Genomic DNA, 14,489 nt, shown 5'->3' with positions numbered 1-14,489 from the left:
GATGGCGAGTTACGGCGTCCGCTGTTTGTTGAAGAGAGTGCGGATCGATCCCCATTCCGTGAGATCTCATTTGTAACCGATGGAGATTTATCAGCTCTGAGGTGAAGGAGAGTTTGCCATGAAGGTCTATCTGGGAAACGACATTCGTAATGTGGCTGTGGTGGGCCATGCACATAGTGGGAAGACGACGTTGATCTGCGCGATGCTGCATGCGGCGAAGATGACGATGACTCGAGGGCGGATAGAGGACGGATCGGCGGTGACGGCGTATGACGAAGAAGAGGTCGCGCGGCGGACAACGATGTCGAATGCGGTAGCTTTTGCGGAGTGGAGCGGGATCAAGATCAACCTGATCGATACGCCCGGATTTCATATGTTTGTGCATGAGACGCGTGCGGCGATGCTGCCGGTTGAGGTTGCCCTGGTGGTGGTGAACGCGCAGGCGGGGGCGGAGGCGGTCTCTGATCGCGTGTGGAAGTACGCAGCCGAGGTGACGCTGCCGCGCGTGATAGCGATCAACCAGGTGGATCACCCGAAGGCTGACAGCAGAATGGGCCGGCAAAGGATGATTGAGCAGTTGCAGGAGAAGTGGGGGCGGCAGGTGGTGCCGGTGCAGCTGCCGATCGTCGATCAGCATGGATTCCACGGTGTGGTGGACCTGGTGACGATGAAGGCCTACTTGTATCAGCCGGATGGAGATGGGCGTGGTGAGGTTGGGGTGATCCCGGAGATTTTGAAGGCGGATGCCAAGGTCGCGCACGAGGCGCTGGTGGAGCTTGTCGCGGAGGGGAAGGATGAGTTGATGGAAGAGTTCTTTCGCGAGGGCACGATTCCGGAGGAGCATCTGATCGTCGCGCTGCACGAGGCGATTCGTGAGGACCGGATCTTTCCTGTGCTGTATGTGAGCGGGTTGAGGAATGTTGGGACGGATCATCTGTTGGATTTTTTGAAGGTATATGCGCCAGCGCCGACGGAGAGAGAGCCGGTGGCTACGCGGGGGATATTGCATTCGTCTTCGAACGGTGTGAACGTGGGCGGTGCGGGGGGCGATCAGGACGAGATTGTGATGCGCAGGGTGGATGATAAAGAGCCGCTCGCGCTCTATGTGTATAAGACGATGACGGATCCGTTTGCGGGGCGGATCTCGTTCTTCAAGGTTGTCAGCGGGATGATGACGACGGATAAGACGGTGCAGAATTTTACGCGGCACGAGCCGGAGAGGCTGGCGCATCTTTCGATCATGCAGGGGCGGAAGGCGGTTGAGGTTTCGGAGCTGCATGCGGGAGATATTGGAGCGGTGGCGAAGCTGCGGGTGACTTTGACGGGAGACACGTTGGGCGATAAGGCTCACGAGGTTTATCTGGAGCCGGTGCCGATGCCCGAGCCGGCGATGACCTATGCGATTGAACCGAAGTCGCGGGCGGACGAGGATAAGCTTGGGCCGGCTCTGCATAAGGTGATGGAAGAAGATCCGATGGTGAAGTTCTTCCGCGATCCGCAGACGAACGAGTTTCTGGTGGCCGGGGCGGGACAGCAGCATATTGAGGCGGTGGTTTCGAAGCTGAAGAGGCGATACCACACGGACGTGACCTTGAAGGCGCCGAAGATACCTTACCGGGAGACGGTGCTGGGGCGGGCGGAGGCGCAGGGACGGTATAAGAAGCAGACTGGTGGGCATGGGCAGTATGGGGACTGCAAGGTTCGGATGGAGGCGATGCCGCGGGGAAGCGGAGTGGTGTTTGGGAACGAGATCTTCGGAGGGGCGATTCCGCGGCAGTATGTTCCGGCGGTAGAGAAGGGGGTTCGGGAGTCGGCGGCGCGTGGATTTCTGGCGGGGTACCCGGTGGTCGACCTGAAGGTGACGGTGTTCGATGGCAGCTACCACGATGTGGATTCGAGCGAGATGTCGTTTAAGATGGCGGCGCGGCTGGCGTTTCGCAAGTGCATGGAGCAGGCGAAGCCGGTGCTGCTGGAGCCGGTGATGCGGGTGGAGATCGAGGCTCCGGATGATTTTGCAGGGGCTTTGTTGGGAGATCTCAACGGGCGGCGCGGCCGGGTGCAGGGGATGGAGAGCGGCGGCGCGGGAACGACGGTGCGGGCGGAGGTTCCTATGGCGGAGATGCTGAGCTATGGGACGACGCTGACCTCGATTACGCAGGGGCGGGGGAGCTTTCGGATGGAGATGGATCACTACGAGGTGGTTCCGGCCCTGCTGGCGCAGAAGATTCTGGCTAATGCGAAGCAGCCGGCTCACGATGAGGCGGAGGAGTAGAAGCTGACGTCAGATGGTGGTGGGCGCTAATATAAAGATCCGATGAATTTATCGGATTGGGTGCTATGAGTGCGAGTTCAGCCAACGCGTTGGACTTTTCTGGACCAGAGCGGCCGGGTGCTGCCGGGTGGAAGAGACGGACGCTGATTGATCTGGCGGTGGGGTATGGGCTGATCCTGATTGTGATCTGGACACCTGCGCCGCTGCGGACTGTCCTTTACTTCGCTACGCTTGGTTGGATTGGGTACGCGACGTGGAGCTCTTTTAGCGGTTGGGACGCGATGGGAGTGCGGGTCGCGGGGTTTTTCCGTTCGCTGTGGGTTGTCGGGATTGCTCTATGTCTTGCGGCGGGAGCGGTGACCTTTGCGATGCGAGAGCAGACGCTGCATGGGCCGCATAGTGCGCTGCGCCTTGTGCAGGGCTTCTGGGGCTATGCGGTCTGGTCATTCTTTCAGCAGTTTCTGTTGAACGATTTTGTGCTGCGTCGCTTGCTTAAGCTGACGGATGATCGGCGTGTTGCGGTGATCGGTGCGGCGGGACTGTTTGCGCTGGCGCATCTGCCGAATCCGGTGCTGACGGCGATGACGCTGGTGTGGGGATTGTTGGCGGGTCTGATCTTTCTGCGGTATCGCAACTTGTTTACGCTGGGGATGGCGCATGCGATTCTTGGAGTCTGCGTCGCGGTTACTTTGCCGGCTTCGGTGCAGCACAATATGCGGGTGGGGCTTGGTTATCTGCGGTATAGGCCACATGTGCGGCATCATCTGAACCAGATGGACCATAAGGTGTCGACGGTGGTGTGGGTGATGGCTGAGGCTCCGACACGGCGGTCCTGACGCCAGGCTCTGCCGTAGAAGATGCCGGCGATGGCGGCCAGCACAACGTAACGCCAGTTGAAGTGGATGGCGCGCTTGTTGAAGTGGGAGAGTCCGAAGAGGGCGCTGGTTAGGAGAAGAGCTTGTGTGCGGTCCAGGCGGCGTTCGAGGAGATTCTGCAGCCAGCCGCGGAAGAAGAGCTCTTCGGGAACTGCGATGAACAGGAACGTGAACAGGTAGGCTCCCGCAAGCTGCAGTAGCCGCGGCCAGTGGGAATGAAAGTGAAGGAAGCCGAGGCTGAGACCAAGTACGAGAGCGATGGGGATGTAAAAAGTCCACTCCCGCAGGCCGATACGGAGGTCGCGTAGTCGGAGACGGAGGTCGAAGCCGACGCCGTTCAGTTCGCGGATAAACAGAAAGCCGTAGATGCCCGCGTTGAGCAGCATCATCTTGTTGAAGATGGCCAGGTGTGGAGGCCATGCGGGCTCGAACCAGCGGAGGTCGACGGCGAGGCCGAGGGTGATAAGTACTAAGTAGTCTCGCCAGGTGCCGGTTTGGTCTGGGTCGACCCGGCGTGCTTGATGCAGGAGGAGCGTGACGGCAATTGGGAGGAGGGCATAGAGGAAGAACCAACTCCAGTGAAAGGTGGTGGCAGAGAGGCTTACGACGAGATAGGGAAGGCTCAGCGCTGAGGGTAGAGCGAGTTTGATGGAGGTGGGGAGAGATCGGATGCGTCGACGGAGGGCTTCGCCGAAGAAGGCAGACGCGAGGAAGGGGATGAGGGTGAGGAGGGCAGCGCATATGTTGGCGGGAGTGATCATCTGATGGGCTTCAGTATAGGGAGGGAGGCGCGTTTCTCCTGTGGTGTAGATCGAAAGAGAGGTCCTGCCGGACGGGCCCACTCCGCGTGGGGCGGTCACTTCGTGACTTGTATACCTTGTTCGGGCTGATTGGAATGCCTGGTCCTCCCGTTGGTCGGAGAGGGCGATAAGAGGTGGTAACCGGTGCTGTTTGGTTTTAAGGCTTGTATTTGCGGGGTTTATGGTGATAAAAGCATCTTCCGGGCCTTTGTTTGCTTCCAACTTACTTTGGAGAACCCCTTATGCCGCGTCCCTACTGGTCAGGTCAGATACAGATCTCACTTGTTTCGTTTGGAGTCAAGCTGTTTACGGCGACCGAGTCGAAGAGCGAGGTTCGTTTTCATCAGCTTAGCCGGAAGACCGGGGAGCGGATCAAGCATCAGAAGGTCTCTTCTGGCGATGAGGGGAAGGTTGAGAACTCCGACATCGTGAAGGGCTATGAGTATCGCAAGGGCGAGTACGTCATGGTCGAGCCGGAGGAGATCGAACAGATTCGAATTCCTTCCAAGCACACGATTGAGGTGACGCAGTTCGTCGATGAGGGTGAGCTAGATCCTGAGTTTTTCGAGAAGCCTTATTTTGTGGTGCCGGAGAATGATGTTCAGGCGGAGGCGTTCGCGGTGGTTCGCAAGGCTCTGCAGACGACAAAGAAGATTGCGCTGGGGAAGATTGCATTTAGTGGGCGGGAGCACCTGGTCGCGGTTTCGGCTGGTACGGACGACAAGCTGCCGGGCATGATGGCTTACACGATGCGCTATGCGGAGGAGCTGCGGGATCCTAAAGAGTTTTTCGAAGACATCAAGAAGGTAGCGGTGGATGAAGATCAGTTGTCGCTCGCGAAGGAGCTGATCAAGCGCAAGGCTTCGAAGTTTGAGCCGGAGAAGTTCAAGGACGAGTACGAAGCTGCGTTGCGCGAGATGGTTGAGGCGAAGGTGAAGCATGCGCCGATTCCGAAGGATGAGCCTGCGCCAGCTTCGGGCAAGGTGATCAATTTGATGGATGCTCTGCGGAAGAGTGTGCAGGGTGATGAAGCGGTTGCGGGTAAGAAGAAGGGACCGGCAAGAGCTGCGGCTGCGGAGACGCAGAAGGGCATCGAGCTGGTGAAGCCTGCGAAGGCGCACAAACCGCGTAAGTCGGCGTAGAGTGCGCTATGGCTACGAAGAAGAGAGCCAAGTCGAAGTCGACGGCGTCTGCTGCGGACGCCGTGGACGAGCAGCTTGGACGATATCGCTCGATGCGGGACTTCGAGGTTACGGAGGAGCCCAGCGGATCGGCGAAGAAGAAGTTTTTCAACGATCAGCCTCTACCTTTTGTGATTCAGAAGCATGCAGCTACGCGGCTTCACTATGATTTTCGGCTTGGGTGGAATGGGGTGTTGAAGAGCTGGGCGGTGGCGAAGGGGCCGAGTTACGTTACGGCAGATAAGCGGCTGGCGGTGCAGGTGGAAGATCATCCGATCGACTATGGGGGCTTCGAGGGGATTATTCCGAAGGGCCAGTATGGCGGCGGCACGGTGATGGTGTGGGATCAGGGCACTTGGGAGCCGCAGGCAGGACACACGGATGTGGATGAGGGGCTGCGTACGGGCTCGCTGAAGTTCATCCTGCATGGCACAAAGATGAAGGGGAAGTGGGCGCTGATTCGCATGGGCGGGAGGGCTGCGAATGAGAGCAAACCGAACTGGTTGTTGATCAAAGAACATGATGATTTTGAGCGGACCGGGGATGAAGCAGCCGTAACGGATAAAGAGCCGGACAGTGTTGTGACGGGGCGCAGTCTGGAAGAGATTGCACGGAACGAAGATCACGTTTGGAACTCGAAGGAGACAGCGAAGGGGAATGCCTGGTATCGAAAGGACGCTGGCGCTGCGGATGCGAGGGAGGTTGTTGCGGAGAAAGTTTCGCCTGAGACGGTGTCGGCCGGTAAGCCTGCAAAGGCTGGCAGGGCGAAGAATGTTGCAAAGGTGTTGACGGTGTCGGCGGGTGCGCCGAAGGAAAAATTTCCGGAGTTTATTACGCCTGAGCTGGCGTTGCAGGCGACAACTCCGCCAAGCAGCTCCGGATGGTTGCATGAGTTGAAGCTGGATGGTTATCGCATTCAGGCTCGAAAGGATGGCGAGAAGGTTCAACTGCTGACGAGAACGGGGCTCGACTGGACCCACCGGATGAAGACGATTGCGGCGCATGTGGGAGAACTGCAGGTGGAGAGAGCAATTCTTGATGGCGAAGTTGTGGTGCTGGCGGAGAACGGAACCACCAGCTTTGCTGACCTCCAGGCGGCGTTTCAGGAGGGTGTGAAGAAGCCGCTCAGTTACTTCGTCTTCGACCTGCTTCATTTGAACGGACATAATCTGCGGGGTCTTCCGCTGATTGAACGAAAGAATTTGCTCGCCGCGCTTCTGGAGGACGACGGTGAGGTTGTGCGTCTTAGTGAGCATTTGGATGGGGACGGCGGCGTCATCTTTCAAAAGGCCTGCGAGATGCATGCTGAGGGGATCGTATCCAAGCGTGCTGCGAGCAGATATTCGAGCGGTAGAGGTGGGAGTTGGCTGAAGATAAAGTGCATTCACGAGCAGGAGTTCGTTATCGGGGGGTTTACGCTGCCGTCGAATGGGAGCCATGGTGTGGGGGCTTTGCTGCTGGGGTACTACGACGGCGGGAAACTGATCTATGCGGGACGGACCGGCACGGGATTTACGCAGAAGACACACCGCGTGCTGCGTAATCAGCTTGAAGAACTGCGTGCTAAAGAAAATCCGTTTGAGAGTCCGCCTGCGGAGGCGCGGCGAGGTGCGATCTGGGTGAAGCCGGAGCTGGTGGCGCAGGTGAATTTTGCGACTTGGACAGCAGATAACCTGGTGCGGCAGGCTTCGTTCAAAGGACTGCGAGAGGACAAGCCTGCTAATGACGTTCGAAGGGAGGAGCCGACCGCTGCGCCCAAGGGGCGAGGTGAGAAGAGTGCTTCGCACTTGGCTTCTGCAGCCATCGCAGCGAAGACTGCCTCTGCGGAGATTGCTCCTGCGGAGATTGCTCCTGCGAAGGTTGCTCGTGCAAAGTCGACTCCTGTGAAGTCTTCGAAGAGGTCCGGCTCGGAGTCTGCTCCGGTACGGTTGACGCATCCTGAGAAGATTCTGGATGTAGAGACGCAGCTTACGAAGCAGCAACTGGCCGACTACTACTGGGCGGTGGCGTCGCATATGCTGCCGCACATCGAGGGCCGCCCGGTGTCGCTGGTGCGTTGCCCGGATGGGAGTGAGAAGCCGTGTTTCTATCAGAAGCATGTGAACGCTATGCTGCCGCCCGGTATCACTGCGGTGAACGTGCCTGATAAGAAAACGGGGAAGATGGAGCCATATATTACGCTTTCTTCGGCTGAGGCTCTGGCCGGGCTGGCGCAGATGGGTGTGCTGGAGGTTCATCCGTGGGGATCGCGGAATGAAGATCTCGAGCACCCGGACCGCATTATCATCGATCTTGATCCGGATGCTTCGATTGCGTGGCCGAGGCTGGCCGAGAGTGCGGGCGAGGTTCGTAAAGAGCTTCAGCAGATTGGGTTGGAGAGTTTTTGAAGAGCACGGGCGGGAAGGGACTGCATGTGGTGATTCCGATTGTGCCGGAGTACGACTGGGCATTGATCAAGCAGTTTGCCCATGCGTTTGTGTTGAAGATGGAGAAGGATCAGCCGGGCTTGTATCTGACGAAGATGAGCAAGGCGGCCCGCAAGGAGAAGATCTTTCTGGATTACCTGCGAAATGAACGTGGCGCGACGGCGGTGGCGGCTTTCTCGCCGCGGGCGCGCGCAGGGGCTGCGGTTTCGCTTCCGCTTGACTGGAGCGCGCTGAAGTTGTCGGAACGGACTGTGGTTCGTGTTGCGGATTTTGAAGAGTGGAAGGGGCGGCTGAGTCGCGATCCGTGGAAGCAGTTTTTCAAGGTAGGGCAGCGTATTACGCCGAAGATGTTGGAAAATCTGCAGATATCCCCGACGTAAGATCTCCGGCTCATGTGTTCGATAGTGGACAGTTTGTTGCGATTGCGGACGGGCAGTGTTCTGGGTTACTCCCTAAGTGCTTGAAAAATATGCGGTTGAGGTTGGCCTTGCGCGTGCAATTAGATACGACGCAATGGATATCTCCAGACCAGATATAAAGCAGAAGAAGATGCGTCGGCAGTGGATCGCAGGTGGTTGCGCGGTCGTGGTGCTTGCGGTGATTGCGTTTTTTGTGGCCCGGCTGAAGCCTGCAGCGCCTGAGGTCGATCGGGCTACTGTGTGGACCGATACGGTGAAGCGTGGGCCACTGTTACGCCAGGTGCGTGGGCCGGGTTCGCTGGTTCCGAGGGAAGACAAGATTCGGCTGATTCCTTCTGAGACCGAAGCGACGGTGGTGCGGATTCGCGTGCTGCCAGGCGCGAAGGTTGAGCCAGACACGATTTTGATGGACCTTGTTGATCCTCAGCTGCAGCAGGAGTTGCTGGATGCGCAGCTGCAGATGAAGGGCGCGGAGGCGGACTATATCAACACGCGTGCGAAGGTGCAGAGCGATCTGATGGATCAGAAGGCTGCGGCAGCTACGGTAGGAGCGGATCATAATCAGGCTCAACTGCAGGCGCAGACAGATAAGTCGCTGTTTGATCTGGGCGTGATCAGTGGGTTGACCTACAGCGCCTCGAAGGGCAAAGCCGATGAGTTGACGACGCGGAATGATCTCGAGAAGCAGCGGCTTACGTTGAACGAGAAGGCGATCGAGACACAGCTTGCGGTTCAGCAGACGAAGGTGGATCAGGCCAAGGCGCTGCTTGGTCTGAAGCAGAAGGAGTTGGATGCGTTGAGTGTGCGGGCGGGGATCAGCGGTGTGCTGGTTGAGTTGCCGCATCAGGTAGGAGAGCATGTGGCTCCGGGAACGACGCTGGCGAAGGTGGTGCAGCCGGACCAGTTGAAGGCGAGTTTGAAGATTGCGGAGACGCAGGCGCGAGATATCCAGATCGGACAGCCGGCGGAGATTGATACGCATAACGGGGTCATCAATGGCAAGGTGATGCGAATCGATCCGGCGGTATTGAACGGAACTGTGACGGTTGACGTAGAACTGGCTGGAGCCCTGCCGCAGGGTGCTCGACCGGACTTAAGTGTTGATGGAACGATCGATCTGGATCGGATGACGGATGTGCTGTATGTGGGCCGGCCGGCGTTCGGGAATGAGAACAGCACGATCAGTCTGTTCAAGGATGGGCCGGACGGTAAGACCGCAGTGAGAGTTCCGGTGAAGGTCGGACGGGCTTCGGTAAATAGTATCCAGGTGCTGGAAGGATTGCAGGAAGGCGATACGGTGATTCTGTCGGACATGAGCCGGTGGGATAACACGGATCGGATTCGCTTGAATTAGACAGAGCCCAGGCGACGGCCGGGATAAAGGAGAGCAGGGATGGCGACGGATACGATGATTCAGATTGAAGACTTGAAGAAGATTTTTTATACGGACGAGATTGAGACGCATGCGCTGTCGGGCGTTCACTTGAACATCAACCGCGGAGAGTATGTGGCGATGTCCGGGCCGTCGGGGTGTGGGAAGTCCACGCTGCTGTCGATCATCGGATTGCTGGATACGCCAACGGGTGGACGGTACACGTTGAACGGCAAGGAGGTCGCGAATCTGAACTTCGCGGATCGTTCACGGATCCGAAATCAGGAGATTGGGTTCATTTTTCAGAGCTTTAATCTGATCGGCGATTTGACCGTCGCTGAGAATGTTGAGTTGCCGTTGACCTATCGCGCGGGAATGCCGGCGACAGAGCGGAAGAAGAGAGTGCAGGAGTCGCTGGAGCGGGTGAACATGGCGCACCGGATGCGACATTATCCGGCGCAGCTCTCGGGCGGTCAGCAGCAGAGGGTTGCGGTGGCGAGAGCTCTTGCAGGTTCGCCGTCGATTCTGCTGGCCGATGAGCCGACGGGAAATCTCGACTCGAAGAATGGCGAGGCTGTGATGAAGCTGCTGCAGGAACTGCATGCGGAGGGCGCGACGATCTGCATGGTGACGCACGATCCGCGGTTCGCGGCACATGCGGAGCGACAGGTGCATCTGTTCGATGGCAAGGTAGTGGCGGAGGGTGAGCTAAATCGGCTGTTAGCGGAGGTAGAGGGATGATGGTGCTGATCGAGGACATGCGGCTGTTTCTCAAGCAGATGTGCGGAGCGATTGGGATGTCGGGAACGGCGGCGAATGTGGTGCCAGTGGTTTTGCTTGGCATCGCATTGAACGTCGTTGCGCTGGGACTGGTGGCGAGCGTGCGGTCGGAAAAGCGACCGGTGTGCCAAAGGATAACGCTCCGGACAGCGGCGCAGACGGAGTGGAAGATAGTACGGACTGTTGTTTCAACGATGAAGACGATCGGCCGGGGGCAGGGAAGATTATGTGCCGCCCTTGACCGGGTTGAGGGCTTCTAGAGAGCGGTCAAAGCGGCGAGGCGGATCGAGTGAGTCAGGCGCTGCGGCTGTGAGTGGCGAATGCCCTATGTCAATGAAACGGTCCACAGCTTCGAAGAGGGCACAGGTTGGCTTCTAGTGGCCAAGACGCGGCGTAACAGCGAAGCGCTGATTGTGAAGTTGCCGATTTGGCGTGACGCAGAGAATGGAATGGAACAAGTGATCAACGGGTTGATACAGGATGTGAAGTATGCGCTGCGACAGTTGCGGAAGGCGCCGGGATTTACCCTGACGGCGGTTCTGACGCTTGCGCTTGGCATTGGCGCGAACGCGGCGATCTTCACGCTGGTGCACGCGGTGCTGCTCAAGAACCTCCCTGTGAGCGATCCGAAGACGCTGGTACGTCTGGGCGATAAAGATGATTGCTGCGTGATGGGGGACGGCCCGAGGATGAGGGCTACTCCCTGTTTTCTTATGATTTGTATAAGCATCTGCGTGACAGCACACCTGAGTTTGAGCAGCTGGCGGCGATGCAGGCGGGTGTAGGCCAAGGTGCTCTGACAGCGCGGCGGGGATCGAGCAACAGTTTGTCGAAGGCCTCATCCGGGGAGTTTGTCTCGGGGAACTACTTTCAAACTTTCGGTTTGCAGTCTTTTGCAGGACGACTTCTGGTTCCGTCTGACGACGTGGCGGGAGCGCCGATGGCTGCGGTGTTGAGCTACAGGGCGTGGCAGCGCGACTACGCTATGGATCCTTCTATAGTGGGCAGCACGTTCCAATTGAATACACATCCGGTGACGGTAGTGGGAATCGCGCCGCCTTCGTTTTATGGAGATCGGATGACCGATACGCCGCCGGATTTCTTTCTTCCTGTGACGATGGAGCCGATTCTCGATCCGGGCGGGTTGCTGAATCGTCCGGAGTCGAACTGGCTTTATGTGCTTGGCCGCGTGAAGCCTGGCACGCAGATTGGTCCGCTTCAAGAGAAGATGAGCGGGCTATTGCGTGACTGGCTGGTCCCGCTGAAGTCGTATCAGAGCGAAGACGGAAAGAAGGCGCTTCCGAAGACACACATGGTCTTGACACCGGGCGGTGTTGGGATCGCAAATATGCAGACCGAGTACAAAAGCGGCCTGATGCTGCTGATGGGGATCTCCGCGTTGGTGCTGCTGATCGCTTGCGCGAATATTGCAAACCTGGTTTTGGTGCGCGGCATGGCGCGACGGGCCGAGACCTCGATTCGAATGGCTCTTGGTGCGGCGCGGAAGAGAATTATTCGCCAGATGTTGACTGAGAGTGTGGTGCTGGCGTGCCTTGGAGGTATCGCTGGACTTGCGGTAGCGTACGCAGGAACGCGGATGCTGCTTACGCTCGCGTTTCCTAATTCTCCGGGCCTGCCAATTCATGCAAGTCCTTCGCCACTGGTGCTGGAATTTGCGTTTGGCTTGTCGCTGTTAACAGGGCTGATCTTCGGAATCGCTCCGGCCTGGATCACCTCCCACTCGGAGCCTGCGGAATCTCTTCGTGGCGCGAATAGATCGACTCGGGACAGCGCTTCATTGCTGCAGCGATCGTTGGCAGTGACGCAGGCCGCGCTTTCGCTGGTGCTGTTAGTGGGAGCCGGTCTACTAACCAGAAGTTTGAATAAGCTGGAGCATCAGAACTTTGGATTACAAACTGAGAATCGCGTTGTGATCCATATCAGTCCCGACAATGCGGGTTATAAGCCGGAGCAATTACAGGCTCTCTATGGAGATATGCTGGAACGCTTTCGGGCATTGCCGGGAGTCGAACGAGTGGGTTTGTCGCTTTACACTCCGCTCGAAGGTGACAATTGGGGCGAGGGGGTTACGATTCAGGGGCATCCTGAACCCGGGCCAAAAGACCATATCGGTGCGTCGTGGGATCGAGTGACTCCGGATTTTTTTGAGGTGATCGGGCAACAGGTTCTGCGTGGCCGCGGAATTACCGATCAGGATACGAGTACTTCGCCGATAGTGGCCGTTGTGAATCAGACTTTCGTAAAGAAGTTCTTCATGAAGGGAGAAGATCCTATTGGAGCTCATTTCGGGTTGGATGGCGTGAAGAGCGCGGGCGAGATCGAGATTGTCGGGGTGGTGTCGGATGTGAAGTATATGAATCCGCGTGAGGCTGTTCGGCCGATGTATTTCCGGCCGTTTCTCCAGCAAGCTCCACTATCGGACAACGTAGATGTGCGATCGCTCTTCGCGGGAGCGATCATGCTGCAGATGCGAGGGCCATCGGAGGGTTTGGAAGCGCAGGTGCGCCGGACACTTGCGAATATCAATCCGAACCTGACCGTGATCAACTTCAACACCTTCGACGGTCAGATTGAGGGCCAGTTCAGCCAGGAGAAGTTGATTGCGCGGCTAACGTTGATGTTTGGCGTGTTGGCGCTGGTGCTGGCTTCGGTTGGTTTATATGGTGTGACGGCTTACACCGTAGCTCGACGAACACCGGAGATTGGTATACGGATGGCGCTCGGTGCCGGACGCGGCAGTGTGGTGAATATGGTGTTGCACGAGGCCATGCTGCAGGCTGGGATTGGGCTTGCGATCGGGTTGCCAGTTGCGTTGTTGTGCGTGCGGTTTTTGAAGACTCAACTGTATGGAACTGGGGGGCAGGATCCTGTTGTTCTTGCTGGAGCAGTTTTGGTTCTGATCGTTTCTGCGTGTGTTGCCGGGTTGATTCCGGCGCGGCGTGCGGCTTCGACTGATCCAGTCAAGGCGTTGAGGACTGAGTAACGCAGGCGAGCGTAAGGGTCGGCGCAGCGGCTATCGCGATCGAGTCGATGGAAGATTTTGAAGATGGAGCAGAGATGATTGAGTTGAAACAGCTGGAGCGGAGTTATAAGACGGGTCACACGGAGACATGGGTGCTGCGACGAATCAATCTCACCATCCGTCAAGGTGAATTTGTAACCGTAATGGGTCCGTCTGGAGCGGGGAAGTCTTCTCTGTTGAATGTGCTGGCGATGCTGGACGATCAATGGAGGGGAGAGTTTTACTTCGCCGGCGATGCCGTCCATGCGATGAATCGCAAACAGAGGGCTGAACTGGCGCGGCGAAGGATTGGAATGGTGTTTCAGAGCTATCACCTCCTTGACGATCTGACGGTGGCGGAGAATATCGATCTTCCGTTGTCGTACAAAGACATTCCGAAGCCGGAGCGGCAGGCATTGGTTGCGGATACGCTGGATCGATTCAATATCGTCGGCAAGAAGGATCTGTTCCCGAACCAGCTCTCTGGGGGGCAACAGCAGTTAGTTGGAATAGCACGGGCTGTCATCCACAAACCGGATCTTTTACTGGCCGATGAGCCGACCGGGAACCTGCACTCGGAGCAGGCGAAGGAGATTATGCAGTTGTTTCGCAGGTTGAATGAAGAGGGTACAACGGTGGTCCAGGTGACGCATTCGGAGACGAACGCAGAGTACGGCACGCGGACGATTGAACTGCGGGACGGATGGCTTTCCCGGGATACGGCGGGTCTTGTAGCGACTGAAGGAGCGGGGGTGCGGGCGTGAGAGGGAGTTCTTCGCTGCTTCGCTGTTTTGGAGTGATGGTGTTATTGGAGATGCCTTTGTTAGCGCAAGTGCAGCAGGCTACTGTGACCCAGACAACACCTGCAGCGGCGTCGCCTGCGTTGCGTCTGGATATTCCGCATTCCGGCAATCCGCTCGACACGTATCGCGCTTCGCTGGTGCCGCGACCGAATCTGGCGAACTCACCACGAATTGACGCTCTGGTGAAAGACGGAGTTCTGGAACTTAGTTTGAAGGACGCAATCTCTCTGGCGTTAGAGAACAATCTCGACATTGCGATTGCCCGATACAACATTCCGATCGCTGCTGCGGACGTTCTGCGGACGCAGGCAGGTGGTTCGTTTCGCGGAGTCAACACCGGTGTGGTGCAGAATACGCCGGGGGTGGTGTAGGCGGCTTTGGTTCAGGATCGAGTGGGGCTGGTGCTGGTGGCACATCGGGTGGTGCGGGTGGTGCCGGCTCCGGAGCGTCGGGCCTCGTTTCATCGACTCTTGGTACGGGGACGATCGTTTCCTCGTACGATCCTGCAATTACGGGGACGTTCAGTATCGAGCACTATG

11 protein-coding genes and 1 pseudogene are annotated in these 14,489 nt (G+C 57.7%); 11 read left to right on the top strand and 1 reads right to left on the bottom strand.

What is annotated here, in order from left to right; all coding sequences use genetic code 11:
- Positions 1 to 118 precede the first annotated feature (118 nt).
- Together fusA and RBB80_RS03365 are read left to right on the top strand one after the other, a co-directional pair.
- Positions 119 to 2,272, top strand: coding sequence for an elongation factor G (gene fusA, locus RBB80_RS03370; RefSeq protein WP_433966911.1), 2,154 nt, complete (start codon positions 119 to 121; stop codon positions 2,270 to 2,272).
- A 65-nt stretch (positions 2,273 to 2,337) separates the two neighbouring features.
- Positions 2,338 to 3,108 (top strand): CPBP family glutamic-type intramembrane protease, encoded by a 771-nt coding sequence (locus RBB80_RS03365; RefSeq protein ID WP_433966910.1) that lies wholly within the window; start codon positions 2,338 to 2,340, stop codon positions 3,106 to 3,108.
- On the opposite strand, the gene RBB80_RS03360 is transcribed toward RBB80_RS03365, so the two are convergent.
- Positions 3,033 to 3,908: a CPBP family glutamic-type intramembrane protease gene (locus RBB80_RS03360; RefSeq protein WP_433966909.1), complete on the bottom strand. Its 876-nt coding sequence runs from the start codon at positions 3,906 to 3,908 to the stop codon at positions 3,033 to 3,035. The genes RBB80_RS03365 and RBB80_RS03360 overlap by 76 nt on opposite strands.
- Before the next feature lie 281 nt (positions 3,909 to 4,189).
- Here RBB80_RS03360 and RBB80_RS03355 point away from each other — a divergent pair, with 281 nt between their 5' ends.
- From RBB80_RS03355 to RBB80_RS03315, 9 genes and pseudogenes are all read left to right on the top strand, one after another.
- Positions 4,190 to 5,089, top strand: a complete 900-nt coding sequence (locus RBB80_RS03355; protein ID WP_433966908.1) for a Ku protein — start codon at positions 4,190 to 4,192, stop codon at positions 5,087 to 5,089.
- Positions 5,090 to 5,097: 8 nt separating this feature from the next.
- Positions 5,098 to 7,934: pseudogene (gene ligD, locus RBB80_RS03350) on the top strand (DNA ligase D).
- Between the two features lie 133 nt (positions 7,935 to 8,067).
- Positions 8,068 to 9,327 carry an efflux RND transporter periplasmic adaptor subunit gene (locus tag RBB80_RS03345; RefSeq protein WP_433966907.1) on the top strand — a complete coding sequence of 420 codons (1,260 nt, stop codon included), beginning with the start codon at positions 8,068 to 8,070 and terminating at the stop codon, positions 9,325 to 9,327.
- A 39-nt stretch (positions 9,328 to 9,366) separates the two neighbouring features.
- The gene (locus RBB80_RS03340; RefSeq protein WP_433966906.1) at positions 9,367 to 10,086 is read left to right on the top strand and encodes an ABC transporter ATP-binding protein; all 720 of its coding nucleotides are present in this window, start codon (positions 9,367 to 9,369) and stop codon (positions 10,084 to 10,086) included.
- Positions 10,083 to 10,385 carry a hypothetical protein gene (locus RBB80_RS03335; protein ID WP_433966905.1) on the top strand — a complete coding sequence of 101 codons (303 nt, stop codon included), beginning with the start codon at positions 10,083 to 10,085 and terminating at the stop codon, positions 10,383 to 10,385. The genes RBB80_RS03340 and RBB80_RS03335 overlap by 4 nt, the downstream gene beginning before the upstream one ends.
- A 60-nt stretch (positions 10,386 to 10,445) precedes the next feature.
- Entirely contained in the window at positions 10,446 to 10,910 is a 465-nt protein-coding gene (locus tag RBB80_RS03330; protein ID WP_433966904.1) for a hypothetical protein, read from the top strand.
- Entirely contained in the window at positions 10,844 to 13,129 is a 2,286-nt protein-coding gene (locus RBB80_RS03325) for an ABC transporter permease (RefSeq protein ID WP_433966903.1), read from the top strand. The genes RBB80_RS03330 and RBB80_RS03325 overlap by 67 nt, the downstream gene beginning before the upstream one ends.
- 74 nt (positions 13,130 to 13,203) lie before the next feature.
- On the top strand, positions 13,204 to 13,911 hold the full coding sequence (locus RBB80_RS03320; RefSeq protein ID WP_433966902.1) for an ABC transporter ATP-binding protein: 708 nt from the start codon (positions 13,204 to 13,206) through the stop codon (positions 13,909 to 13,911).
- 56 nt (positions 13,912 to 13,967) lie between these two features.
- Positions 13,968 to 14,321: a hypothetical protein gene (locus RBB80_RS03315; protein ID WP_433966901.1), complete on the top strand. Its 354-nt coding sequence runs from the start codon at positions 13,968 to 13,970 to the stop codon at positions 14,319 to 14,321.
- Positions 14,322 to 14,489: the final 168 nt, after the last annotated feature.

This window comes from Tunturiibacter gelidiferens, from assembly GCF_051013345.1.
GTDB classification, from domain to species: Bacteria; Acidobacteriota; Terriglobia; order Terriglobales; family Acidobacteriaceae; genus Edaphobacter; species Edaphobacter gelidiferens_A.
The sequence above is the reverse complement of the archived record's forward strand: the minus strand, read 5'-3'. Positions and strand labels throughout refer to the sequence as shown.

Coding starts and splice junctions, on each gene's coding strand:
- fusA (WP_433966911.1), top strand. CDS start 119: ATGAAGGTCTATCTGGGAAACGACATTCGTAATGTGGCTGTGGTGGGC.
- RBB80_RS03365 (WP_433966910.1), top strand. CDS start 2,338: ATGAGTGCGAGTTCAGCCAACGCGTTGGACTTTTCTGGACCAGAGCGG.
- RBB80_RS03360 (WP_433966909.1), bottom strand. CDS start 3,908: ATGATCACTCCCGCCAACATATGCGCTGCCCTCCTCACCCTCATCCCC.
- RBB80_RS03355 (WP_433966908.1), top strand. CDS start 4,190: ATGCCGCGTCCCTACTGGTCAGGTCAGATACAGATCTCACTTGTTTCG.
- RBB80_RS03345 (WP_433966907.1), top strand. CDS start 8,068: ATGGATATCTCCAGACCAGATATAAAGCAGAAGAAGATGCGTCGGCAG.
- RBB80_RS03340 (WP_433966906.1), top strand. CDS start 9,367: ATGGCGACGGATACGATGATTCAGATTGAAGACTTGAAGAAGATTTTT.
- RBB80_RS03335 (WP_433966905.1), top strand. CDS start 10,083: ATGATGGTGCTGATCGAGGACATGCGGCTGTTTCTCAAGCAGATGTGC.
- RBB80_RS03330 (WP_433966904.1), top strand. CDS start 10,446: ATGCCCTATGTCAATGAAACGGTCCACAGCTTCGAAGAGGGCACAGGT.
- RBB80_RS03320 (WP_433966902.1), top strand. CDS start 13,204: ATGATTGAGTTGAAACAGCTGGAGCGGAGTTATAAGACGGGTCACACG.